Origin of the sequence: Cohnella lupini (assembly GCF_003386205.1) — a bacterium.
In the GTDB taxonomy this organism is placed as follows: domain Bacteria; phylum Bacillota; class Bacilli; order Paenibacillales; family Paenibacillaceae; genus Cohnella; species Cohnella lupini.
The window spans coordinates 261,870-285,223 of sequence record NZ_QRDY01000004.1; the positions used below are offsets into that span (position 1 = coordinate 261,870).

The 23,354-nt window shown below is 52.9% G+C and carries 21 protein-coding genes; 7 read left to right on the forward strand and 14 right to left on the reverse strand.

Annotated elements, in window-relative coordinates; genetic code table 11:
* Positions 1-18: 18 nt before the first annotated feature.
* The 4 genes from DFP95_RS10135 to DFP95_RS10150 form a co-directional block, all read right to left on the reverse strand.
* The gene (locus DFP95_RS10135) at positions 19-888 is read right to left on the reverse strand and encodes a sugar phosphate isomerase/epimerase family protein (protein WP_115992497.1); all 870 of its coding nucleotides are present in this window, start codon (positions 886-888) and stop codon (positions 19-21) included.
* Complete coding sequence (locus DFP95_RS10140) at positions 885-1,877, reverse strand: Gfo/Idh/MocA family protein (RefSeq protein WP_115992498.1); 993 nt, start codon at positions 1,875-1,877, stop codon at positions 885-887. The genes DFP95_RS10135 and DFP95_RS10140 overlap by 4 nt, the downstream gene beginning before the upstream one ends.
* A gap of 158 nt (positions 1,878-2,035) precedes the next feature.
* Positions 2,036-2,311: a hypothetical protein gene (locus DFP95_RS28870; protein ID WP_181907343.1), complete on the reverse strand. Its 276-nt coding sequence runs from the start codon at positions 2,309-2,311 to the stop codon at positions 2,036-2,038.
* Between the two features lie 534 nt (positions 2,312-2,845).
* On the reverse strand, positions 2,846-4,198 hold the full coding sequence (locus DFP95_RS10150) for a glycoside hydrolase family 30 protein (RefSeq protein ID WP_115992499.1): 1,353 nt from the start codon (positions 4,196-4,198) through the stop codon (positions 2,846-2,848).
* Positions 4,199-4,362: 164 nt separating this feature from the next.
* On the opposite strand from DFP95_RS10150, the gene DFP95_RS10155 reads away from it, so the two are divergent.
* The gene (locus tag DFP95_RS10155) at positions 4,363-5,169 is read left to right on the forward strand and encodes an AraC family transcriptional regulator (RefSeq protein ID WP_181907344.1); all 807 of its coding nucleotides are present in this window, start codon (positions 4,363-4,365) and stop codon (positions 5,167-5,169) included.
* 49 nt (positions 5,170-5,218) lie between these two features.
* Here DFP95_RS10155 and DFP95_RS10160 read toward each other — a convergent pair whose 3' ends face one another.
* From DFP95_RS10160 to DFP95_RS10185, 6 genes are all read right to left on the reverse strand, one after another.
* Positions 5,219-7,048, reverse strand: coding sequence for a heparinase II/III family protein (locus DFP95_RS10160; protein WP_115992613.1), 1,830 nt, complete (start codon positions 7,046-7,048; stop codon positions 5,219-5,221).
* Between the two features lie 14 nt (positions 7,049-7,062).
* On the reverse strand, positions 7,063-8,661 hold the full coding sequence (locus DFP95_RS10165; protein ID WP_115992501.1) for a response regulator transcription factor: 1,599 nt from the start codon (positions 8,659-8,661) through the stop codon (positions 7,063-7,065).
* Positions 8,654-10,501, reverse strand: a complete 1,848-nt coding sequence (locus DFP95_RS10170) for a sensor histidine kinase (protein WP_115992502.1) — start codon at positions 10,499-10,501, stop codon at positions 8,654-8,656. The genes DFP95_RS10165 and DFP95_RS10170 overlap by 8 nt, the downstream gene beginning before the upstream one ends.
* Before the next feature lie 169 nt (positions 10,502-10,670).
* Positions 10,671-12,092, reverse strand: coding sequence for an ABC transporter substrate-binding protein (locus DFP95_RS10175; protein WP_115992503.1), 1,422 nt, complete (start codon positions 12,090-12,092; stop codon positions 10,671-10,673).
* Between the two features lie 135 nt (positions 12,093-12,227).
* On the reverse strand, positions 12,228-13,070 hold the full coding sequence (locus DFP95_RS10180) for a carbohydrate ABC transporter permease (protein WP_115992504.1): 843 nt from the start codon (positions 13,068-13,070) through the stop codon (positions 12,228-12,230).
* Between the two features lie 22 nt (positions 13,071-13,092).
* On the reverse strand, positions 13,093-14,028 hold the full coding sequence (locus tag DFP95_RS10185) for a carbohydrate ABC transporter permease (protein WP_115992505.1): 936 nt from the start codon (positions 14,026-14,028) through the stop codon (positions 13,093-13,095).
* 221 nt (positions 14,029-14,249) lie between these two features.
* Here DFP95_RS10185 and DFP95_RS10190 point away from each other — a divergent pair, with 221 nt between their 5' ends.
* Complete coding sequence (locus tag DFP95_RS10190) at positions 14,250-15,263, forward strand: stalk domain-containing protein (RefSeq protein WP_115992506.1); 1,014 nt, start codon at positions 14,250-14,252, stop codon at positions 15,261-15,263.
* Between the two features lie 459 nt (positions 15,264-15,722).
* On the opposite strand, the gene DFP95_RS10195 is transcribed toward DFP95_RS10190, so the two are convergent.
* Both DFP95_RS10195 and DFP95_RS10200 read right to left on the reverse strand, forming a co-directional pair.
* The gene (locus DFP95_RS10195) at positions 15,723-16,145 is read right to left on the reverse strand and encodes a VOC family protein (protein ID WP_115992614.1); all 423 of its coding nucleotides are present in this window, start codon (positions 16,143-16,145) and stop codon (positions 15,723-15,725) included.
* A gap of 103 nt (positions 16,146-16,248) precedes the next feature.
* Positions 16,249-17,082, reverse strand: coding sequence for a helix-turn-helix transcriptional regulator (locus DFP95_RS10200; RefSeq protein WP_115992507.1), 834 nt, complete (start codon positions 17,080-17,082; stop codon positions 16,249-16,251).
* A 127-nt stretch (positions 17,083-17,209) separates the two neighbouring features.
* On the opposite strand from DFP95_RS10200, the gene vanG reads away from it, so the two are divergent.
* The 5 genes from vanG to DFP95_RS10225 all read left to right on the forward strand — a co-directional run bounded on the left by vanG (position 17,210) and on the right by DFP95_RS10225 (position 21,883).
* Positions 17,210-18,265: a D-alanine--D-serine ligase VanG gene (vanG, locus tag DFP95_RS10205; RefSeq protein WP_115992508.1), complete on the forward strand. Its 1,056-nt coding sequence runs from the start codon at positions 17,210-17,212 to the stop codon at positions 18,263-18,265.
* The gene (locus DFP95_RS10210; RefSeq protein ID WP_115992509.1) at positions 18,262-19,110 is read left to right on the forward strand and encodes a D-alanyl-D-alanine carboxypeptidase family protein; all 849 of its coding nucleotides are present in this window, start codon (positions 18,262-18,264) and stop codon (positions 19,108-19,110) included. The genes vanG and DFP95_RS10210 overlap by 4 nt, the downstream gene beginning before the upstream one ends.
* On the forward strand, positions 19,103-20,308 hold the full coding sequence (gene vanT, locus DFP95_RS10215; protein WP_115992510.1) for a serine racemase VanT catalytic subunit: 1,206 nt from the start codon (positions 19,103-19,105) through the stop codon (positions 20,306-20,308). The genes DFP95_RS10210 and vanT overlap by 8 nt, the downstream gene beginning before the upstream one ends.
* Before the next feature lie 102 nt (positions 20,309-20,410).
* Positions 20,411-21,268 (forward strand): polysaccharide deacetylase family protein, encoded by an 858-nt coding sequence (locus tag DFP95_RS10220; RefSeq protein ID WP_115992511.1) that lies wholly within the window; start codon positions 20,411-20,413, stop codon positions 21,266-21,268.
* A gap of 33 nt (positions 21,269-21,301) precedes the next feature.
* A complete protein-coding gene (locus DFP95_RS10225) occupies positions 21,302-21,883 on the forward strand; it encodes an RNA polymerase sigma factor (protein WP_181907345.1) in 582 nt (193 codons plus the stop codon).
* 44 nt (positions 21,884-21,927) lie between these two features.
* On the opposite strand, the gene DFP95_RS10230 is transcribed toward DFP95_RS10225, so the two are convergent.
* Both DFP95_RS10230 and DFP95_RS10235 read right to left on the reverse strand, forming a co-directional pair.
* On the reverse strand, positions 21,928-22,419 hold the full coding sequence (locus tag DFP95_RS10230) for an RNA polymerase sigma factor (RefSeq protein WP_115992513.1): 492 nt from the start codon (positions 22,417-22,419) through the stop codon (positions 21,928-21,930).
* Positions 22,391-23,353: an ABC transporter ATP-binding protein gene (locus DFP95_RS10235; RefSeq protein ID WP_115992514.1), complete on the reverse strand. Its 963-nt coding sequence runs from the start codon at positions 23,351-23,353 to the stop codon at positions 22,391-22,393. Before DFP95_RS10235 ends, DFP95_RS10230 begins: the two co-directional genes overlap by 29 nt.
* Between the last annotated feature and the right edge of the window lies 1 nt (position 23,354).

Genomic DNA, 23,354 nt, shown 5'->3' on the forward strand with positions numbered 1-23,354 from the left:
AGGGGGTGCTTTTGTAGGTTACTTAAAAAATTGCTTTAAGTGAGCGGTGGCCTTCTCGATGCCCTGCCGTTCCGCTTCGAGCGAGCCCCAATAACGGTGATCCTCCAGCTCGATGCTCACCGCGCCGCGATATCCGAGCTGCTCGAGCCGAACGGCTACCTTTCCCCAATCCACGTCGCCGTGGCCGGGAATCGTATAGCGCCACGAGCCTTCGGAAAATCCGTACTTGGCTCCGAACGTCGCCGGAAGAATTCCGCATTCGTATAATTCGTCGGTCAGGATCTCCGTATCTTTCCCATGGCAATGATTGATCCGTTCTCCGAATTCGGATAACGCCCGAATATAATCTATGCCCAGCCGCACCAGATGGGACGGATCGTAGTTGAGACCGAAATGCTTGGAAGGGATCGCTTCGAACATTGCCCGCAGCATCTCCGGCGTACATCCGAGAGTCGGGTAATGAGGCGCAGGACCCGGCCATCCTTCGATGGCGATGAATATGCCGGTTCGCTCCGCATGCTTGACGATCTCGGGAAACGTCTCCTTCCAAATCTCGAAGCCCGCGGCACGCGGAAGCGTCAAGTCCTCGGGGACGAGACATGCGAACAGAACGCGTCCTCCCAAGGAGGCGATCTCGTTCATCTGTTTCTTCAACGCCTCGGAAGCTTCGATCCTCCTCGTCTCGTCCCGGCTTAGCAGTTGACCGACTTTTTGCGCATCGACCGATCCGATGCCGATGCCGGCAAGTTCGCATGCGGCTTTTACTTCCGGCGTGAGAGCAGGAACGTCCAGTACGTCCAGCCCCGTCTTTACCGCCCATTCGGCAACCGCTTGAATCCCGGTCTCGCCGATTTTCGGTGGAATTCTCATCCCTATGTTGAAATTCATGCTTGAACGCCTCCCGTTTCCCGCGAATTAGGCGAATATCCCGCCGCTTGATATACCATTTCCGAGAATTTAACGACCTTGTAGGCGAACTGTCCGCTTACGGCCACTTCTTGACGCCCTAATATCGCATCGACGAAGCTCTTATCCTGATTGGTTGTTTGCGGCGGAAGCTCCGGCACGACCGGCTCTTCCTTGTAGCGGCGAAGCGTGATTTTCCCCTTATCGTAGAAAATTCCGCCTTCTTCACCGCAGAACACGTAGGTTTCGTGCCAACAAGGCGCGTAACCGACCAGATTCAAGCCGGCAACCGCCCCTTCGGCAAAACGGATCGAAGTGAACGTGTCGATCTCCACGGGCGAGCCATGCTGATGCAACTGCGGCTTAACCTCGACCGGAGTAAGTCCGGTCGTCCACAAAAGGACGTCGATGATATGGCTACCTGAGTCCATGAGGAATCCTCCGCCCGACAGAGAGGGATCTTGTCGCCAAGAGCCCGGGGTTCCCTGTCTCCATTCCTGGTAGAGGGAGGCGGTGATCGAAGTCAGCTTGCCGATATCCCCCCGGGCGATTGCTTCCTTGATATATAGGAACTCGGGCTGAAAATGACGCTGGTAAGACACCTGCAATATTTTCCCCGAACGTTTCGCCGTTTCGATTAATGCCTCGGCTTCGGAGGAGGAGCAGGTCATCGGTTTCTCGATCAGAACATGAAGGCCCCGATTCAGAACATCGGTCGCTTGCTTGAAGTGAAGCGTATGGGGAGAACAGATAACGACCGCATCCAAATCGACGACTTGATCAAGCATTTCCGCGTAATCCTCGAATTCCGGCACTCCATGAAGACTGAACTTGTCTATGAACGTTTCCCTGCTCTTCCCGCTCGTGTCCGCGATGGCGACGATCTCCGCTTCCGGCAGCTCTAGCAGCTGACAGCCGTGCAACGACGCGATTCCTCCCGTGCCGATCATTCCGATGCGCAATCTGCTCATTGAATACCCTCCCGCGATAATCATATCGGTTAAGACAAGAACAGGGTATCAAATCGCGTAGCGGCTGTAACTCCAAAAACGCGACATGACTATACAATATCGGAACCGCTTTCATTCATCCGTTCCCCATTAACTCTTTTCGCTCCCCACCCTCGCGTTCAGCTTCCGGAACAGATCCCCGAATATGGCATCCCTGTCCACGCTTCAGGCGCATCGAATGAAGTGCCGGGACGGCCGGCGGACAAATCATTATGGAACGGAGCCGCGTATACGGCTTTCAATCTGATTTTCTCCGGAGAAAGAATGGCATACGCCAAAGCGAATTGATCGTCGATTTCGTTATACGTGTCCGTATCGAGCACCATGTCTACCGGACCCGCCGGCGGGGTCAATCGGTCCAAGCGGAATTGTTCGGTCAATCGCGGATAATCCATCGTCTCAGTGCCCCTTTTCATATGTAATATGTTTTGGTTAACTATGATTAACATTTTATCGACAAGTCTTCAGTCTTCTATTCATCTATCTATTTTCGGTTGATTAACCGGGATGACCCCGAGCTCCTATCGCCATACTCGGGCGGAATAGCAAATAGCCCCCGTTTATATGCTTGATAAACGGAGGCTATCCCTGGCTACGACTATTCATTTATGGTATTCCCTATCCTCTCGATCGACAAGCGCGCAAAGCGTCTTCGAATTCGTAATGGTTTATCTCTTACATGCCGTTTCCTTCGTGCTACTCTTTACCTGTTACCTTTGCATAGCTTTCCTTGCTTGTCGGGTGAGTTCCCGCATGCCCTGGATTGCTTGCTCGATATGGGACGCAATCCGATTCTAGCATGCTTCGCTAGCGTGCTCCAATGGACTATCCCCTTTCGGCTAGGATGTTTGTTGCCGGATAACCTGATTAGGAAGGGTTATCTTACTTGTATATTAACCCTTCCTTAACCAAGCTAAACACTTATCGCATTACAAAGCCGGGAACAATAAAGTTTGAATGGAATGAGCCTCTACGACCGTTTCCGCGATCTCTTCGCGATTGCGCACGATATAGGGAATAGCTTCGTCGCTGCGGTTGAGTACGACTACCGCAATCGTTCCGTCAGTATTCTTAAACGCGGTCGTTTGGAGATGCTCCGTATATTTGGAAGAGCCTACGCGGACTGCGCCCGGACGGATGTATTTGCTGAAATGCCCGATATAATAATACGAGCTCTGGAAGGTCAGCGAATCCGTCGTCGTATCGGCGATAATCGGCGCGTCGCAGAAGTTTTCCACGTGGTTAGGACCGCCTTGCTCGTCGAGCACGATGTTCCAGTCGGTCCAGCCGGACATCCAGTTGTTCAGGTTGCCCATGATGTCGTGCGCGTATCTCTCTCCGCTTTTCCACGATCCAAGCTGTACGCCGCCTTCGTGGCAGCCTTCCGTGAAGATCAGCTTCTTGTCGGGGAACCGGTCGTGAACGACCGACAACGCTTCGAAGTGATCGCCGGAATACCAGTGGAATCCGATACCCCATATATATTTCGACGCCAGTGCGTCCTCGAACGCGGTTTTCGCACGATCGTAGACCCGTTCCTTGTTATGATCCCATATCATGAGGCGAACGTCGGACATTCCGGATTTCTCGAGAACAGGCCCCAAGTAATCGCGAACGAAGTCGCGCTCTTCCTCGGCCGTGTAAATGCAGGAATCCCACTTTTGCGCGGCTTTGGCTTCGTTCTGCACCGTCAGTCCCCAGATCGGCAATCCTTCCGCCGTGTACGCTTCGATGAACTTGGCGTAATAACGCGCCCAAGTTTCCCGGTATTCGGGCTTCAGGGAACCGCCGTTGTTCATTTGGCCGTTCGTCTTCATCCATTTCGGAGGGCTCCACGGGGAAGCGTACAGCACGAAGTTATCTCCGGCGCGTTTCTTCGCTTGTTGGATATAAGGAATCAGATGCTCCTTGTCTCTGCCGATATCGAAGTTAGACAACGTCGGATCTTCTTCCTCGACGTAGGCATAGTTTCCGAGCGAGAAGTCGCAGCTGTTAATGTGCGTGCGGACTACCGTATACCCGATTCCTTCCTCCGTATCGAAATAAGCATCGAGGATCTTGTTGCGGTTAGCTTCTCCGAGCTTAGCGGCCGTAACGGCCGATGCTTCCGTGATCGCTCCGCCGAAGCCGAGAATTTCCTGATATTCTACGTCGTCGTACACGTTGATGAGCTGATTTTCCACGCCTTTCTCGTCTTTGCGGAAGTAAAGAGGCGCCTTCTCCGTCAAGCGGTCGGAGGAGCCTTGCGAGGTTTGGATGACTCTGATTTTGCGATCTGCCATGATTATTCGTTAATCCCCTTCCGGATTAGATTGAGGGTGAGTAAACTTGATTGCCATACCTGAATTATAAAAGAAAATGGACAGACAATAGTAGAAACAATATGATTAATAACATCAACGATCTGGCTTTTTTATATTTACCACTTCTGGGAGGGATGCTGAACATGAAGCCGATCAACTTAGCGCTTAGCGGATATTCGACGCATCCGGAACCTTTCCACCACGACTTCCCGAACGGACTCGATACCTATATTATCCGACTGCAATCCGAAGGAATCAGCAGAGCGCTCGTAGACGGGACTCTGATCGACATCACTCCGGGAGACCTGCTTCTGTTCAAACCGGGCGATCTATACGAACTTCGAGTCGGAGAAGCGGGCGAACCCGTCAAGCCGAACGGAGATTACTTTATTATGACCACCGGAGAAGGAATGGATGAATGGTGGCTCCGAAAAAAAAGACCGACGAAGACGAAGATCGCGGAAGACGGCCGAATCAAGACGTTATGGCATCAAATCATCATGGAGAAAAGAAGGTTGGACGGCGGGCAGTCCGAACTCGTAACCTTGCTCATCCTTTCCTTGCTGACGATGCTCGATCGCGCGATCGAGGAAGCCCCGACCATCCAATCCGCCTCCGCTTACCATGCCATTCGTATGCGGAATTTCGTAGAAGCGCATGCCTCCCAAGAGATAAGACTCGAGGACGTCGCGCGCGATGCGGGGTTAAGCGTCTCCAGAACTGTTCATCTATTCAAGGATTATTACGGTACGACGATTATCGGATACCTGCAGCAAATCCGCATGGCCCATGCCGTGGACTTGCTCCACCATAGTCCTCTATCTCTAGAGCAAATAGCCGCCGAGACGGGTCTCGGCAGCTATGCTTATTTTCATCGCGTATTTCGGGCGCAATACGGAATGGCTCCGGGTGCCTATCGCAAGAAAAAATATTCGGGGCACCAGGTCTGAGCTTAGGCTTAAATCACCGTCCCTCCCTGCTTTCCGCGCACAGCTCCTATCATTTCTCCCATTCGATCAGAAGCTCGATCCGGTTATGGCGTTCCGGATTCTTCAAGGCAAAATCGATCGCGTACCAAGTCTTCGGCTCGCCGAAATGATCCCGGTAAGACCTTTCCGCGACAGCAACATCAAGGCGCTCGAAGTTATAGCGTATCAAGGCGTCTAGCTTGCCTTCGACGGCTCCGCCCTCGCCGCAGCGAATGCGAACGATTCCGTTCCCTTCGGGAACCGGAAGATGGAATGTCGCCAATCTCTCCGTAATGTCTTGCGGACCGTCCGCGAAGGCGAAATCGTCCTTGAGCGCGAGCGTCGGCGATTCCGTCTTGCTCCATCTAAGCTCGCGAGTCAACGAGGCTAATCCGGACAAGGGATAGGCGCGCGACATCTCGATCCGCAGCAAGTCTTCGAGATCGCCTGCCGTCGCTTCCAGCACGGTCGCGAAGCTGCCCGCTCCCTCGGCTTGATTGAAACCGCCAACTATCGGCACCGAATGCCCTTGGGATCCGTTGCAATCGTAGCCATACCGCCCTGCGCCGAAATAATCCGCCGTATATTCGCCGCTTCCGAGGTCCGCTAAGACGGTTATTCCGTCGGCGATCAACATAAAATGGCCGATATCGTTATGATTGTGCGACTCGTCGTTGCGTCCCCCTTTGACGGCGAAGCCGAATCGGCCGCCCGATGCCGCGACATGCCTGGAAGTCAGCCACTGGGCATCGGGCAAATAACGGGATGCCGAGCTCCATTCGGTGCCCGAGAGGGAAGGGTCATACCAGATAAGGTCTCGAATCGCCGGTGCCCACCGGCTGCAATGATCGTCGGACATTCCCGCGGCATATTTCGATGCCGGCACCTCCATTTCCGGAAATTCCCCGGCCAAGCCATGCGTCAGGCCGATATGGAAAGGGATTCGCGGCAACGAATCCGAGAAGCACACACCATGGTCGCCGTGCAAATAGGCGCATTGCTGGAACAACGCGATGTTCTTCGCCTTCGGATGCTTCAATAAATCTATTTTACCGGCCGTCGACTTCCTCAACAGCTCCGCGAAATAGACGTAATAGCCGAAGCCGTAGTTCCAATAGCCCAGTCCCTCCGGACAAGCGCCGTCCTCCCCGAACCCTTCCAAATAATACTCAAGGCTCGCGAGCGACTTTTCCAACACTTCGGACAAGACTTCATTATCCCTTATCCGAAGCAAGGCCGCGGATCCGATGGAGCCGGCGCATACGGCGGACCAATTGTGCCTAGCCGTCTCCCAGTGATGCGGCCCGCGTTGCAGGAACGGTACGATCAGACGTTTAGTAACGGCTCGATCGATTTCCTCCGCGAAGGAGGAAGGAAGCCCGCTTCCGAGCAGACAAGCGATCTCGCTTAGCGCGAATCCCGTCTCCGCGGAGAACAGATCGATCGTCTTGTCGATCTCTCTTCCCTTCACGTGCGCGGGCAAGCACCAAGTCGGCTCGTCCAGAATGAGCCGGAGCATCTCGTGCAGCTTCACGCGGTAATTTTCCTCGTCGGGTTCCAGCAAAGAAACGATCGCAAACGCGTTTAACCTTCGCCGCCGCGCGAAATAAGCTCTTTCGTACTCAAGCCGGGAGCCCGTTCTTTCATAGATCGAGAACAATTCGGCCGTCAGCTCCGGTGGCGGCTCGACGATCAGCCTCGCAGCTTCGCTCCGAATTTCATCGATATAACGCTTATATTCCGGCGCGTTCCCAACGCGCCGCCAGAATTCCGCGGGGAGCTCTCCCCTAGCATAATAGTCTTCGGCCGATAGCGGAACGATCCGTTTCGCAGCCGTCTTGACCTCATGCCGATCCCGCATCGCGAACACCGTCCTTATCCTCGATATTCCATAGGCGTTACGCCCGAATGAGTCTTGAAAGTCTTGATGAAATAGCTTTGGTTATCGTAGCCCAGCAGCTCGCAAATTTCGCCGACCGTATGGGAAGTCCGATCCAGCATCTCCTTGGCGCGCTCCATCTTCATCCGGGTTACGTATTCGATAAACGTCTCTCCCGTCTCCTTCTTGAACATCCGGCTGAAGTAGCTGGCGTTCAGATGCAGCACGTCCGCCACTTCATCCAGGCTGATCCTGCGATTCAAATGCAAATTCACGTATTTATAGGCTTCCTTAAGCTCTGGACGTTTGCTGACGAACGCCGCTCCGTCGTCATCGGCGGCGGACAGAAGCTGTCCGTTCAGCCATTCCCGCAGCTCGCCGATCGAGTCGATCTCCGAGATTTCCCTATGCAAAGTATCCGCCGAATACCCCGAGCGGACATATTGCAGCGTTCGCAGCTTAAGCTTGATATCCAGCAGCAGCTTAAGCACCCAATCCTTAACGGCGGCGGGCGGATACCGATCCCTCGCCATACGCTCGATCCAGGAATCGGCCAGCATGCGGGCGTCTTCGTGGCGCTTGCCGACCATCGTTTCCCTCAGCTCCGAGCTCGCCGCATCGTAATGGAGGAACAGATCCTCGTCCGCGACGGGCTCCGCTTGGAGCTTGGCAACCGAACCCGCTTTCAGGTAGAACCTTTGATTCTCTTCGGTCAGCATAGTCTGCAGGCATCTCTTCAAGGATTCCGGCGTATCGCATTCCGTCCCTACTAAGTAGGTCATCCGAATCTTCAGAACCTTGCGCAGAGCCGATTGGAAAGTTCGGATATGACCGGAAGCCAGATCGAAAATATTCGTCTTCAGACTTTTCTTATAAGTGAATAACAGCAATTGCTTACGCTCGCCGTATGCGACGTGTAGCATCCTCGCGCCGACCTCGCAGAGCATCTCTTCCATAACGTTCGCGACGGCGAATCTAAGAGTCTGCTCCGACGCGAACCTATGCTTGACCTGCTGGTAATCGTCCACGTACCCGATGACGGGCAAGCATGCCTCTTCTCCGAGGAACAAACCGAAGCCGTTAGCCTCCTTCATCCATCTATCCGCGGATAGCAGCGGCTGGTGAATGAAATTTTTGAACGCCTGCTCCTTCAGCAATTCCTGGGAATCGTTCACCAGCGCATGAAGCCGGAGCCGCTCGCCGCTAATATGACGCTCTTCGTCCAGCCCGAGCTTGAACCGGTCCAGCATGCGTGCAAGATCCTCCGGCTGCAACGACTCCTTCAGCAAATACTCCTGTACGTTAAGATGCATCGCTTGTTGCGCATATACGAATTCATTATGACAGGACAGGATGATAATGCGAGTGTCCGGCTTCCGTTCTTTGATTCGCGCGCAGAGCTCGAGTCCGTTCATTCGCGGCATCCCGATGTCGGTAATGAGGATATCGGGCATGACGATTTGCGCTTGCTCCCAAGCCATCGCCCCGTTCTCGAACGTGCCGATCAGCCGAAGCCCTTTTCCTTCCCAGTCTATCGTCTCCGATAGCAGCTCAAGCACGGGATAATCGTCGTCCACCAGCATGACGTTATACATCGCCATCCGCCCTCTCGTAAGCTATGATCAACCGGATTAACGTTCCTTCGCCCGGCGCGCTTTCCACTTTCATCGTGAACCGCTCCCCTCGGAGCAGCCTCATCCTCTCGGCGACGTTGACCAAGCCCAATCCCGAGAATGCAGCCGCAGCGCCGGCGTTCGCGCTCGTCGCCGAACCGGCTCCCGCTTCGGCTAGCGTTCCCGAATAGTTTCCCGGCGCGATCAGCTTCCGATTCAGAGCCTCTAGAGCCTGCCGATCCATGCCGATCCCGTTATCCTCGACCGTCAGCGTCAGCAACCGCTCCTTCATATCCGCCTGAATTCGAATAAGCCCCGCTTTCTGGCTGAAGCCGTGAATAAGCGCGTTCTCGACGATCGGTTGCAGGAAGAAGCGAGGCACGCGGACAAGCATCGCTTCCGAGGCGATTTCCATCGATACGCGTACTTCTTCCTTCTGCCTCAAGTTCATCAATTCCACGTAATGCGTAAGAAGCTCCAATTCCTCGTGCAAATAAATTTCGTCCTCTTCCCGATTAATCGTCATCCGGAGCAGCGTCGACAAGGAACCGATCATTTTCGCGCTTTCCGGATCGCCTCGCCGCATCACCTTCATGCGGATCGAATTCAGAACGTTAAACAGAAAGTGCGGATGGATCTGTGCTTGCAGCATCTTCAGCTCCGCCTTGCGCTTGCGCGCCTGCGTGTCGGACACTTCGGCGATCATTTCCTGAATCCGGTCCAGCATCTGATCGAATAGAAATCCGAGCCGGCCGATCTCGTCCCTTCCGCGTATGCCCGACCTGACGCTCAAATTTCCTCTTTGCACCGCGCTAGTCGTTCTGCCGAGCAGCACGAACGGTTTCGTGAACGCGCGAAGCAACGCCAGCAGGAGTAACAGGAAGATGACTAGAGACGAGAATTGCACGACGAATACCCGGTTGAAAATCGAACTGATATCCACGATCGCTTCGCTATACCGCTGCTTGGAGACGAGCCTCCACTCGTTGAAAGAAAACGGCTTCTCGGTAACGAGATATTTCGTATTGCCCGCCTTCTCTATCGATGTATTTAATCGCCCCGTCTTCGTTCCCGAATCCGTGAAAACCGTACCGATTTTCTTCGCATCCCCGCTGGATAAAATGCGATTATCGGCGTCCAACAGCATGACTTCCTGATTAGACGGGAGAGACTTAAACAATTGGTTCACCCGGTTCTCCATGACCGTAACGACGACATAACCGTAGATTCTTTGGTCGTCGCGCCGAAGAGTTCGGGCCAAGGATAACTGATAGGGGTTATCCTGCGACATATACGGGAACACGGTCGGACTCGTCCCGACCCAATAGGAGCTTAGCCCGTTGTATGACCCGAGCTCCTTAAACCATGGCTCATCCAACAAGGACAGCGGGTTGTAATCGCTCGTGGAATAGTTCGTGAAAGCCGTCCCGTCCGTCAGCAATATCGTGACGTAGCTCTTCTCGCTGACGGTCAAGCTATCCAATTGCTGGATGATGCGATTCTTGTCGGTAAACTTGCGGTACGCATCGTCCTTCTCGGTATTGCCGGAAGCGACAAGCTTGAAATAAGTGTTCATGTCCGAGTTTACCTGGATATAGTTAGCGATATTAAGCATGCTCTTCAACAGGTTCGTGACGGATGCATCTACCAGCAACATGGAATCTTGGGCGTTGGAGATGGCTTGCCGTTGCACGGCATCTTGCGTTAACGATGTGTAAATGAGCTGCGTCAATGCAGCCGGAATAAGAATGCAGGCGATTGCGGCAATCATCAGCTTATGCCGTATGGACTGCAATCCCAACCAATTTTTAATCCGCAGCATCTCTTCGTTCCTCCCCGGCAAACAAGTAAAAACGACTTCGTCGTCCTTTGAGGACAGAGAATGTCGTTTTTATCGTAGACGATTCAGGACGAGTATAGAATTTTATACTTTCTGAATCGTTAACAAAGGGAGACAGCGCTAAGCTGTCCCCGCATTGCCAGTATAGCACTTATTTTTTGTTCGCCTCGATGATTTGCTGCGTTCTGTCTTGGCTGTTCTTGACCATCGCATCGATATCCTGCTGTCCTAGAATCAGCTTCTCGTATTCCTCGTTGACCGCTTTATATACTTCTCCTTGGTAAGAAGCGCCTGGCAACATCTCCGACGCCTTGGACATCAGCAGCGTCTTGATCAGGGAATCTTTGTCCACGAGCTCCGGATTCATCGTTCCCGCCAGAATCGAATCGATGATCGGATTAAGTTGGCCGTCGGTGACCTTGCTCCAAGAAGGTACGTTCTTCGCCTGGATCAATTGGCCTTCCGTCGTGTACCAACGAACGAATTTATAAGCTGCTTCCTTGTTCTTCGAGATGGAGGAAACCGCCGTGTAGTCCGTCGTCACGGGAGCGTAACCGATCGTGTCGCCCTTGTTGTTCTTCGGGAACGGAGCTACGGCAACATGGAACGAAAGCGGTAGCTTGTCGGTTCCTCCGATCTCGGTATTCATCCAGCTTCCGATCGTCAACATGCTAGCCGATTGGTTGAAGAACTGATTGCGGTAAGCTAGCTTCTGAGAAATGATGTCGGAGTAAGGCACGGACGATTTGTCTTCCTTCTCCATCTTCACCCTTAACTCGAGCGTCTTCTTGAAGTTCGGATCGCTCAGGTTGGAGGAGCCGTCCGCTTTCAGGAAATCGGAGTTGATCGGTTGGTTCAGCATCATAAGCTTCAGGAATTCCATCCAGCCTCCGCCCTGCGGTCCGTGGAAGTAGGTTCCGTAACGCTTCGACGTTCCTTCGCCTTTCGTTAGCTTCTTCGCGTAATCCGCGTACTCGTCCCATGTCCAATCGGTAGGGACGGGAAGGCCGGCTTCGTCCAAATGGTCTTTATTGAGCAGAACGTACCATGGATTGAACTTTCCTGGAAGCGCATGCACTTTTCCGTTTAACGTAGTATCGACTTTATATTCCTCGGCTACCTTGTAGCCCCCGTCCTTGGCGATGAAATCGTCCAACGGCTCGGTCATGCCTAGCGATACGCGTTGCGCGTAATTCGCGGGGTCGCTGAACATGAGAACGTCTATGTTTTCCTTGGAGGCGAAAGCGAGATCCAGCTTCTTCATCGCTTCCTGCGTATCGCCCTTATCGCTTAGCACGACCGCTTCGACCGTAACGCCCGGGTTGGCTTCTTCGTAAGCCTTCAGCGTCGTCGACCAGTTATAAGTCAGCTCCGGACCGAACGTATATACTCTTAGATGGACGTCCTTACCCGACTCGGAAGAAGACTCCGCCGGAGCGCTCGGGCTAGCGCCGGTGCCGGAACTCGGGCTCGGGGAAGCATTCTCGTTTTTGTTGTTTCCTCCGCAGCCGGCAAGTAATCCGACCAACATGACTCCTGCCGCCATACCGTTCAACCACTTTTTTCCGTTCATCGTGACACCCTCCTATGGGATACGCATTCTAATAAAGACAATCCAAATTATATAGGCGACGCTGGGACTCTCCATGAAATTATATTTACTTTTTATGAAATATTTTTACTTATTTACACTAATATGGAACACGATTCACCCTTTTACGCCGCCTAACGCGATTCCGTCTATAACGCTTCTCTGCCCTATGATGAACACGACGAGCAACGGCACGATAGCGGACACCGCGGCGGCCATGATCAACGAGTAGAATTCGCCGCTCATGGACGTGAACTTCTGCATCGCAAGCGGAATCGTATACAGCTTATCCGTGCGCAGGAAAATAAGGGGATTCTGATAATCGTTCCATGTCCAGATGAACCTCAGAATCGCATAGGTGGCCACGGCCGGCTTCACAAGCGGCATCGCGATGGACCAGAACGCGCGGAAATGTCCCGCCCCGTCGATTTTCGCCGACTCGATGTATTCCTGATGGATTCCCATGAAGAATTGCCGCAGCATGAACGTCCCCAGTACGCTGAAGCTCCCGATAATGATAAGCCCGAAAAGGCTGTCGAACAAACCGATGTTTCGATAGAGGATGAATTGGGGAACGAGTATCGCCTGATTCGGCACCATGTAAGTAGCGAGAACGATGACGAACAGGTAGCCGCTTGCTTTGAAGCGTACTTTGGAGAAGCCGTAAGCGGCCAAGCTGGCCGTCGCGCAGGAGATCAAGGTCGTAATGACGCCGACTTTGATCGAATTCAAGTAATAGACGTAGAACGGATAATCGCCGAACCAGACCTCTTTGTAGTTGGCGATCGCGTTCCATTGCTTGGGAATCCATTGAATCGGATAGACGAACACGTCGTTCTCTATTTTGAAGGAGGTCACGAGCATCCAGAAGAACGGAAGCAGGAACAGAATACTTAGGGCGAATAGGACGGCCGTAACGACGAGCTTGCGCCAGTCCAGTCTAGACAATTGTTCGGGCATGTTCATCTCTCCATCCGTCCCATTAATAATTAACCCATTTTTTCTGCGCGATCCATTGGCCTGCCGTGATGAGCAGAACGAACAGGAACAGAACGACCGCCACCGACGACGAGTAACCGATCTTCAGGTTGTTGAACGCTTGATCGTATAGATACCAGACCATCAGGCTTGTCGAACCGATAGGCCCGCCCTGGGTCATGACCGCGATGATGTCGAATACTTTGAACGAAGAGATAATGCCCGTGACGAGCAGGAAAAAAGAAGTCGGCGATAGCAAGGGAAACGTTATTCGGGCGAACTTGACCCACGCGTTAGCCCCGTCGATATCCGCGGCCTCGTACAAATCGCGGGGGATGGATTGGAGGCCGGCGATATAAATAATCAGGTTAAAGCCGATCGATACCCATACCGTGATCATGATAATGGAGGTAAGGGCGAATTTCGGATCGGCGATCCACATGGGAGGATTGTCTATTCCGATCGCCTTCAGCATTTCGTTGATCGGTCCGTACGAAGGTTGGAACAGCACCTGCCACACGATCGCGACCGCCACGATGCTGGAGATATACGGCATGAAGTATGCGACTTTGAAAAATCCCTTCCAATACACGTACCGGTCGATCAGAATCGCCAGCACCATCGATACGATCATATAGGCGGGGACGGCCAACAGGAACACCAAGTTGTTCCTGACCGAACGGGTGAACGCGGGATCGTCCAACAGCTTGGAGAAATTATCGAAGCCGATCCAATGTATCCCGTTCCAGCCTTGCACGAAGTTCCAATCCGCGAAGCTAAGCGCGAGCGTGGCCAGGATCGGAAGCAGCACGAGTATCGTCACTCCGATCAGCATCGGGCTCACGAACAGCCAGCCGGCCATCGTCTCGTTATTCCGGATCGTAAGTCGTTTGCCTCGCTTCGGCTCGGCGATTAGCGGCGTTGCGGCCGGTTGTTCCATCACGGACACCTCAATCTACTAGGTAATCGATAGCTGTTTTCATTATAGAAAAAAATACCTCCTCGATTTGACGGTATTTTGATCTCGTACGCCATTAATTTTACTTTCTGAACTCTCCCCTTCTATTCCTGCCCGCTTTCTACGACAAAACCATTGCCCTTTCACCGTCGATACGTTGTAATAGGGTTAGAAGTATACGACATAGAAACGGGGAAGCGCGTATGAATAGAAAATGGACATTTGTCTTGGCGGCCGGCTTAATGGTAGCCGTATTCTCACGCTCGGATAATGTCGTTTCGGCAGCACCCGAGCATTCTACCGGCATTCCTAACTTATTGATCGACGATCAACCCGTTCCGTTCATGAAGAATCATCAGGCCATTGTACGCAATAATCGGGTGTATGTCCCGATCGGCGTCTTCGAACACCCGTCCATACAAGCCAACGTCTGGGTGCACCCGAACGAAGAAGAATACACGGGCAGCTTAATCAATCATAAGGTCCAGTTGACCTTCGACACGACGCGAACCTCCTTTTCCTACTCCGATAATGAAACCGATAACCATAAGACTACGATCGCGAGCTGGAACGGCGCGACTCCCTTCGTTCACGAAAAGGAGCTTATGGTCCCGCTCAGAGCAATCGCGGAGAAGCTAGGCATTCAAGTGAAATGGAATAATAAAACGAGCGTTGCCTCATTAACCACGGACGCCGAATATCGCGAACAATTGGATACCGTAGAGGAATGGGAAGATTTACTGGGGGAACAACCGATAGAGGAAGACGATGTATCCGGGGAAGCCATTACCGAGCCTGAATTGTCCGCATATTTCGAAGACAATGACCTAGCGATCTCCGATTATGAGATCGTATCCAGGTATGCGGCCGTCGCCCTGGAAATCGATGAATCCGAATCATCGGTTTTTACGGTCGAAAGACGGAAGAACGGTCAACTCGGTTGGGATATCTCCATTAAAACCGGAGCGAACGAAGAAGGCTTTTCTGTGCACCGTACGAACGGATTCGTCAGCGTCGCGGTTTATGACGAAACCTTGAAACAAGAGGTTGAATATGGCGTAGTTACCTTTTTCTACGGAAAGGGAGAGTCCAAGACGGAGAAAATTTATTTCGAAGGGAATTCGGGCTTCCTGGTCAAAATTCCGGACAGTCAAGTGACGGGTACTGTCAGGCTTTACGGCAAGGACGGCTCCATATACGAAGATACCTTCTGGTAAGAAAATAGAGGTAAACCGCGGCGATGCGGTTTACCTCTATTTATGTTATTACGTAGGTGCCCACTGTTCCGTACACTTCCAGATAAAAATCGTGTCTGGCAGTGCCATTTGACTCAAAGCCTTATAAAGGAAAAACGCGCGACGATGTGCGATATGCCCAACATTTAAAATCTGCTATTAAGTGTCGTAGCAAAGGTTGTGATTCTAGGTAAGTAGGATGGTAATCATCGTTATTCAAGCTAATGAGCCATATTGGAGGCAAAGTAGGTTGAAGAACATCGCTATTGCTCGAATATTCGGAAGAAATACGTTAAATTTAGATCAATAGCGATAATAAACATCCTTATCCAGCTTATATCTTGATCATGCATTAAAATTACATTGATTTACATCGCTATTGGATATTCTACCAAAGTGAGCTTCCTTTTACAGACCTAAATAGCTATCTCTATTTTTCTGCTATTCCCCGAATTCCCAAGCCGGATTCCACACGACTTCCCACAGATGTCCGTCCGGATCCATGAAGTGGCCGGAATAACCGCCCCAGAAGGCGTCATGCGCCGGATCCGTGATCGTTGCCCCGGCATTCTTGGCAATCTCCATAACCCTGTCGACTTCTTCCTTGCTTTCTACGTTGTGGCCGATCGTGATCTCCGTCGAGCTCGGAGCCGTCAGCGACACCTTAGTCTCATAAGCGAGATCTACCCGCTTCCAGATCGCAAGCTTCACCCCGGCTTGCAAATCAAAGAAAGCGACGGCTCCATGCTCGAATTCCGTTCCGATGATTCCTTCCGTCGGCAAACCCAATCCGTCCCGGTAAAATTTCAAGGAGCGTTCCAGATCGTCCACTCCCAGCGTAAGAACCGTAATCCTCGGCTTCATCATATCTCTCGTCCTCCTCCATCCCGGAACGCGGATCGCGTTCCTCTCTCCATAGAATCGCCTTTTTCCGTCTATAAGGATTGTATAAAACGGACAAGTTAGCCTATTCCATCGAAGCATTCTTGAACACTTGCAGCGGAGTCAAACCGTAATAGCGCTTGAAAGCATGAATGAGATGAGGTTGGTCCGAGTACCCGTATCGGAGAGCGTCGGCAGCATATCCCCTTCGGTTGTTGCCTTCCTTAAGCTCCCTCAACGTATTTTGAAATCGTATGATCCCCGACAATTCCTTAGGACTTAACCCCAACTCCCGCAAAAAAATTCTTCGTACGTTCCTTTCGCTGTATCCGAGCTTCTCGGCAAGAGATCGCGCGGGCAGCATTCCGCGACCCTCGTACAAATAGCGCATTCCCGTCAGCAGTATTCCGTCCGATCCGATATCGATCCGCGACAAGCGTTCCAATAACCTGCGTTCGACTTTGTCGATGACTCGCGATATCCCGCCATGGACCGAGCTCATTTCTTCCGCCAGTTCTACGCCTTCCCGACCCCATATCCGATCGAGCGAAACGGAATAGCCGGTCAATTCGGAAACGGGAATTCCTATGAAATACCGCGCGGTATCCGCATACAAGCGAATGCCGAATAAGGATTGGTCTGTCGTAAAGTTAAGCGTTGCGAATTCCGTCATCAATCCAACCGCGAAGGCTCTATCGAAGACGAAACCTGCGCCCAGGTCAAAAATAATATCCACGCAGCCATCAGGCAAAATCCGATGCAGCTTATCCCCTCGGGAAGCGCGAAATTCGACGGTCCAATAACAAGCGACATAATCCTCTAGTCTCCTGTCCGGAGCGAATTCCCGATACTTATAATCAACGTTTTGCCCCTCTTCGCTCAACGCGGGAGCTTGGTAAGGAATATATTTTCTCATCATGACTAATTCGTGCCTCCACCTACGAACGCCTTCCAAGTTTATGATTTATTTAAGATTCTCTTTATGGTTTCCTAAACTCGTCCCGCTATCATAGAAAACATCAAGAAGTTCAAGGAGATGGTATTCTGTGAAAAAGCTTACGGTAGGCGTGTTGTTCGGCGGCTGTTCGACGGAGCACGAGGTATCCCTTTCTTCCGCGGCCGCAGTTGTTAACCATTTGAATAGAGATAAATACGACATCGTCATGATCGGAATCACCAGAGACGGCAGATGGTATAGATTTTTCGGCGAAGCCGATGACATTCAACGCGACCGGTGGAGCTTGAATCCAAGCTGCGTCCCCGTCGTTCTTTCGCCTAATCGGGCGATGAAAGGCCTTGTCGAACTGATCGGCACGGAGTTCCGATTCACCCCGCTGGACGTGGTTTTCCCCGTACTGCACGGCAAGAACGGGGAAGACGGCACGATGCAGGGACTTCTCGAGCTTGCGGGCATACCGTTCGTAGGTTGCGATACGCTATCATCCGCCGCGTGCATGGACAAGGCGGTCGCCAAAACGTTAGTCTCGGCTGCAGGCATTGCCATTCCCGCTTCCGTCACGCTAAACGCCGAAAGCTCTCTCGAGGACATGCTCGCCGCGGAAGAGCTCGGCTATCCGCTTTACGTCAAGCCGGCAAGATCAGGCTCCTCCATTGGCATCTCTAAAGCATACGACAGGCAGGAGCTGGTGGACGGAATCCGGAATGCCCTGCTACATGATTCCAAAATCGTGATCGAGCAGCATGTCGTAGGCGTCGAGTTAGGTTGCGCCGTGCTCGGCGACGCTATCCCGGAAATCGGAGCGATAGACGAAATCGAGCTTACCGGGGAGTTCTTCGACAACGTCGAGAAATATTCCCTGAACACCGCGACTATCCATCTGCCCGCCCGGATCAGCGCAAGGAAAGCCGAGGAGGTCAAAGAAATGGCACTAGAGATCTATCGGGCTCTAGGCTGCGCCGGATTCGCCAGAGTCGATCTGTTCTTGTCGGCGGACGGAAAGCTGCTCTTCAACGAAGTGAACACGATTCCCGGCTTCACGGCCAAGAGCCGGTATCCTAACATGATGCGGGCGGCGGGAATCGAATTCCCCGAGCTGTTGGATCGGTTAATCGCATCCGCCGATAGGGAGGTGCGGGCATGACGCAATGGTCGATACGAGAAGAAGCGCCGCCCGCCGGCAAAGATTACGTATCCGTTTCTCTTGAAAAAGATCAATTATACGATGGCCCTCTCGTTTTGGTTAATCGCGACCATCCCGTGAGAACGCTCGCGCGGAATATCGTCGCCCTGCCATCGGGAATTCTCCAAGCTTCGAACCAAGAGGAGCCGATTATTTCGCTGGAGGCGACCTGCCTCGCCCAGCTCTCTTCATTAATTCGCGCGTGCCGAGCCTCGACGAAAATCGCGGTCGTCAGCGGGTATCGATCGCTGGCATCCCAGAAGAGACTTTACGAGAATTCCCTGCGCGACAACGGAGAAGCCTTCACGGAAAGCTACGTAGCGCTTCCCGGCGCCAGCGAGCACCAAACGGGACTTGCGGTAGACGTAGGTATATACGACGGCGAATTGGATTACATTCGGCCTTCCTTCCCCGATCAAGGCGCCGCGGCGATCTTCAAGCGCCTTGCCGCGAAATTCGGCTTCATCCAACGTTATTCGGATAATAAAACCCATCTCACGGGCATCGCCGCAGAGCTATGGCACTTCCGTTATGTCGGCTCGCCTCATGCGGAACTGATGGAACGGGAAGGGCTCTGTCTCGAGGAATATACGGATTTCGTTCGGCAATATGCCTATGGCGGCAAGCATCTGTATATCGAGACCAACGAGACGCTTAGCGAGATCTATTTCGCCGAAGCTTCGGCTCCCTCTGTTTATGTGCCCGTACCGTCGGCCCGCGGGGAAAGCTGGCAGCTCTCCGGCAACAACGGCGACGGTTACGTCGTAACGGCCGCTTATCCGAAGGCAGGCTCGCGCCATGGCTAAATCGACCTTATTCGGATTGTACGCGCTCAACGCGGCCATCGCATCGATCGGTATAAAGACGAGCAGGAAAACGGACAAGCACCGGGCTTGGGCAGAGATCAACCTGGACAATCTGGACCATAATTTATCGGAGCTTCGTCGCGTGCTGCCTTCCGCCACGAGCATCATGGCTGTCGTCAAGGCGGATGCCTACGGCCATGGCGCGGTTCGGGTCGCGAAGCGTTTGTACGCGGGGGGAGTTCGTTTTTTCGCGGTAGCGGAGATCGAGGAAGCGGCGGCTCTGCGCAAGAAAGGCGTCAAAGGAGATATCCTCATCCTCGGCTATACGCCATCCGATCGTCTTGAAGACCTCATCCGCTTCAATCTTACGCAGACGGTAACGAACGCCGAGGATGCGGAGCGGCTGCAAGCTTTCGGAAAGAAGCTCAAGGTGCATATCAAGATCGATACGGGAATGAACAGGCTAGGCGAGCCGTGGAGTCACGAGGAAAGAATTCTATCCATGTACCGTCATAGCCATTTGATCGTACTCGGCACCTACAGTCATCTCGCGGTCGCCGACAGTCTCGAACCCGACGACGTCTCCTTTACCAGAACTCAGACCAAGAGGTTTAACGATCTCGTCGAGCGGATCCGGGACGCCGGACTGCCTACCGGACGGCTTCATCTGCAGAGCAGCTACGGAATACTTAATCATTCCGGATTGACCGCCGATCTGGCGCGCCCCGGTATCGCGCTTTATGGCCTGCTGTCCAACGATCGCGACCGGGTTCTCGCGGATGTGGAGCTTCGACCGGTTCTATCGTTGAAAGCAAGCGTGACTAGGGTAGCGATGGTCCGGGCCGGGGAATCGGTCGGTTACGGTAGAAGCTTCGTCGCATCCCGCGACACCAAGATTGCCTCCGTGTCGATCGGCTATGCCGACGGCGTTCCAAGAGTCCTGTCGGAAAACGGCGGCTGCGTGCTCATACGCGGTCGGAGGGCGAAAATCATCGGTAAAATCAGCATGGATCAAATCACGGTGGATATCACGAGCTTAACGGACGTCGAGCCGGGCGACACGGTTACGCTGATCGGTCAAGACGGCGACAATAGCATCTCGGCAGGCGAGATCGGCAGGCTCGCCGGCACGATCACTAACGACGTCCTGTGTTCCATCGGATCCAGGGTTTCCAGGGAGACGATATCTCTTCATTGAGGTAAGCATTCAAGTTACAAATTGTTTGCAAGTTGGTGACGTTCCCGAGATATCAGAAGTTTATAACTAAAGAGTAGCCTCGAAGCTATTAAACTATCTGATATGAAGGAGGTCATTCCCGTCCGCAGGAAGCATAGGAAGCGAATCAGACTCGCCCGATTTGTCGTCTTGCTGCTCTTCATTCTAATCATCAGCGGAACGATCGTCGCGTTCGGAGATAACTTTTCCAATCGGGAAGGCTCGGCCATCTCTCCGAGAACTGTCGGATCCGAGAATACTCAAAGCTCGATCGGCCCGGAACCGTCGCCGTCCTCCGATCAAACGGTAACGCCAAGCCATAATAAAATATTTTATAACGGAACTTCCGAAGGCAAGAAAGTGGCTTTGACCTTCGATGACGGTCCCGATACGATAGCGACTCCGAAAATTTTGGACATTTTGAAAGAGAACGGCATTAAGGCTACCTTCTTCATCGTCGGAACCCAAGCGGAAGCTCACCCGGACATGGTCCGTCGTATCGAGGAGGAAGGCCATGCGATCGGTAATCATTCCTGGTCGCATCCCCATTTCGACAAAATGACGAAGGAAGAAGCGTTGCAACAAATAGACGACGTGCAAGAGCAACTGAAATCTATCATAGGTTACTCCCCTTCCATGGTCCGACCTCCCTATGGAGCTCTGACCAAAGACGAAGAAAAGGCCATTCATGAAAAAGGACTGGATATCGTGAATTGGTCCGTCGATACGATGGATTGGTCCGGCGCGTCGGCCAAGAAAATCATGGAGCTTGTCCATGAAGAGCTTTACCCCGGAGGCATTATCTTGCAGCATTGCTTCGGCGGCAAAGATCATCTATCCAATACGATAGAAGCACTAGAGCAAATGATCCCCGAGCTGCAAGAACAAGGATATACGTTCGTTTCCGTACCCGAGCTGTTGGGCATACCGGACAAGCTCTAGACTCGATTAAACATGAAAGGAGGCATTCCGGCGATGGGCATGAGTTATTCCTACGAATCGATGATAGGCCCTCATTTAGAGGACATTCGAAGATACTGCCGCTACTTAACGAAATCCGAATGGGACGGAGAAGATTTATTTCAAGATGCCTTGCTGAAAGCGATGGTTTATTTCCGGAATAAAGAACCTTACGATAACGTCAAGCCGCTCCTGCTCCGCGTAGCCCGCCATCTATGGATCGACCAATGCAGATCGCTCGCCCGCAGGAAAAATCTCCAAGCGCAATTGGAACAGAAGCCGACTTCGGGCGAGGACAGCAACTATTCGGAGGTTCGCGGCATGATCGAATGGTTGGCGGGACGATTACCTCGACGCAACGTCGAAATGTGGCTTCTGACCCGGTATTTCGGATATTCGATGCAAGAAACGGCCGAACTGACGGGTTCTACGGTATTTACGGTCAAATCCGTGCTGCATAGAACGCGATTGATTCTTCTTCAAAAGAAATGGAAAGACGACGCGATGTTCAAGGCGAGCAACGTGATTCGACCCGAAGTCGAACGATGGTCGCAGGCCATTCTGCACGATCGGCCTCAATACGTATTGAGTCGCTAGATAACGATAGAAAGTCCCGATGAAGGTCATCGGGACTTTCTGCGTTATCTGGTCGCGTCCAGCCAAGTCGATAGCTTCGTTCTTCCTCGCCGGATGATGGATTTGACGGTATTCTCCGGGCAATCGAGCCGCCTGGCAATATCGCCGTAGCTCTCTTTCTTGTAAATACGCAAATATATAGCCGTACGCATCCGGGGCGTGAATCTCAGTAACAGCATGCGGACTTGCCTTTCGAATTCCCTGTCGATGACCGCCTGCTCCGGACTCATGGAACCCGGCAGCCATTGATCGTCGAGCGGCAGCCAGGAAACTCGCCGTTTGCGTCGCCAACGGTCGACGAAAAGGCGATATCCGGTCAGCGACAGCCACTCTTTGGGATGCTCGGGCAGGCTGACTTGTTGGCATAGCTTCAAGAAAATATCCTGGACAAGATCGTTCGCGTCTTCCCTGTTGCCGGTCAGTTTGTACATAAATCGGTTCAAGTGCAAGGAATGAGCGGTATAGAGCTCATCCAGCTTCGTCGCCGCCCGTTCCATTGGACCGCTCGCCCCCAATCTCACCGATGGCTTCGGAAGGCAGATCGGGCGAGCCGATCCACACTCTCTTCCCGTCGAATTCGAGAACCGCCTTGCCGGCGATATTCATTTCGTCGAGGAAAGCTTTCGGAATTTGCAATCGGCCTACGCGATCGACGACGACGAATTCTTCGTGCCGCTCCCCGAACCTCGCATCCGATTCCGGTAGGGTCTCCGTCGGATTCCCCCCGATTCCGGATAGGGCAGCGTCTTCCAGCTTCCGCTTGACCCACTCCGTGCTGGTCAGCCCGTCGCGAATGGCGACGACTCTATCGACTTTGTCCGCCACGGAGAGATCGTGAGTAACGATCACGATCGTGACTCCCATCTCCCGATTGAGACGACGGAAAATATCGAGAATTTGCTCGCCCGTAGCGCTGTCGACCGAACCCGTCGGTTCGTCCGCCAGAACAAGCTGCGGACGGTTGGACAGCGCGATCGCGATCGCGACCCTTTGCTGCTCGCCGCCGCTCAGTTGGGTTAAGCGGTTGCCCATCCGGTGCTCCAACCCGACGGCGGCGAGCAGCTGCTTGGCATATGCGCGGTCCCTTTTGCCTTGGATGAGCATCGGCAGCTCGACGTTCTGGAGCGCGGTTAAGTAAGGGACAAGATTTCTCCCGTTATTCTGCCATATAAATCCGACCGTCGTGCGCTTGTATTCGATGAGCTGCTCTTTCGTCATTTTCAGCAGATTCCATTTGCCGACGACGGCTTGCCCGGCCGAGGGGCGATCCAGGCCTCCAAGAATATTGAGCAGGCTCGACTTCCCGCTTCCGCTGTTGCCGATGATCGCCATCATCTCTCCTTGTTCGACCGTCATATTAAGGCCCTGAAGCGCAACGACCTCGATATCGTCGGTTTTGAATATTTTGACCAGGCCTTCGCAATGGATCATC

Bases quoted from the DNA above. Each gene is read 5' to 3' on its own strand.
- DFP95_RS10155 (WP_181907344.1), top strand. From the start codon at position 4,363: ATGAAGCCGATCAACTTAGCGCTTAGCGGATATTCGACGCATCCGGAA.
- DFP95_RS10185 (WP_115992505.1), bottom strand. From the start codon at position 14,028: ATGGAACAACCGGCCGCAACGCCGCTAATCGCCGAGCCGAAGCGAGGC.
- DFP95_RS10190 (WP_115992506.1), top strand. From the start codon at position 14,250: ATGAATAGAAAATGGACATTTGTCTTGGCGGCCGGCTTAATGGTAGCC.
- DFP95_RS10225 (WP_181907345.1), top strand. From the start codon at position 21,302: ATGGGCATGAGTTATTCCTACGAATCGATGATAGGCCCTCATTTAGAG.
- DFP95_RS10140 (WP_115992498.1), bottom strand. From the start codon at position 1,877: ATGAGCAGATTGCGCATCGGAATGATCGGCACGGGAGGAATCGCGTCG.
- DFP95_RS10235 (WP_115992514.1), bottom strand. From the start codon at position 23,353: ATGATCCATTGCGAAGGCCTGGTCAAAATATTCAAAACCGACGATATC.
- DFP95_RS10170 (WP_115992502.1), bottom strand. From the start codon at position 10,501: ATGCTGCGGATTAAAAATTGGTTGGGATTGCAGTCCATACGGCATAAG.
- DFP95_RS10150 (WP_115992499.1), bottom strand. From the start codon at position 4,198: ATGGCAGATCGCAAAATCAGAGTCATCCAAACCTCGCAAGGCTCCTCC.
- DFP95_RS10165 (WP_115992501.1), bottom strand. From the start codon at position 8,661: ATGTATAACGTCATGCTGGTGGACGACGATTATCCCGTGCTTGAGCTG.
- DFP95_RS10220 (WP_115992511.1), top strand. From the start codon at position 20,411: ATGAAGGAGGTCATTCCCGTCCGCAGGAAGCATAGGAAGCGAATCAGA.
- DFP95_RS10135 (WP_115992497.1), bottom strand. From the start codon at position 888: ATGAATTTCAACATAGGGATGAGAATTCCACCGAAAATCGGCGAGACC.
- DFP95_RS10160 (WP_115992613.1), bottom strand. From the start codon at position 7,048: ATGCGGGATCGGCATGAGGTCAAGACGGCTGCGAAACGGATCGTTCCG.
- DFP95_RS10175 (WP_115992503.1), bottom strand. From the start codon at position 12,092: ATGAACGGAAAAAAGTGGTTGAACGGTATGGCGGCAGGAGTCATGTTG.
- DFP95_RS10195 (WP_115992614.1), bottom strand. From the start codon at position 16,145: ATGAAGCCGAGGATTACGGTTCTTACGCTGGGAGTGGACGATCTGGAA.
- DFP95_RS10200 (WP_115992507.1), bottom strand. From the start codon at position 17,082: ATGATGAGAAAATATATTCCTTACCAAGCTCCCGCGTTGAGCGAAGAG.
- DFP95_RS10210 (WP_115992509.1), top strand. From the start codon at position 18,262: ATGACGCAATGGTCGATACGAGAAGAAGCGCCGCCCGCCGGCAAAGAT.
- vanT (WP_115992510.1), top strand. From the start codon at position 19,103: ATGGCTAAATCGACCTTATTCGGATTGTACGCGCTCAACGCGGCCATC.
- DFP95_RS10230 (WP_115992513.1), bottom strand. From the start codon at position 22,419: ATGGAACGGGCGGCGACGAAGCTGGATGAGCTCTATACCGCTCATTCC.
- DFP95_RS10180 (WP_115992504.1), bottom strand. From the start codon at position 13,070: ATGCCCGAACAATTGTCTAGACTGGACTGGCGCAAGCTCGTCGTTACG.
- DFP95_RS28870 (WP_181907343.1), bottom strand. From the start codon at position 2,311: ATGGATTATCCGCGATTGACCGAACAATTCCGCTTGGACCGATTGACC.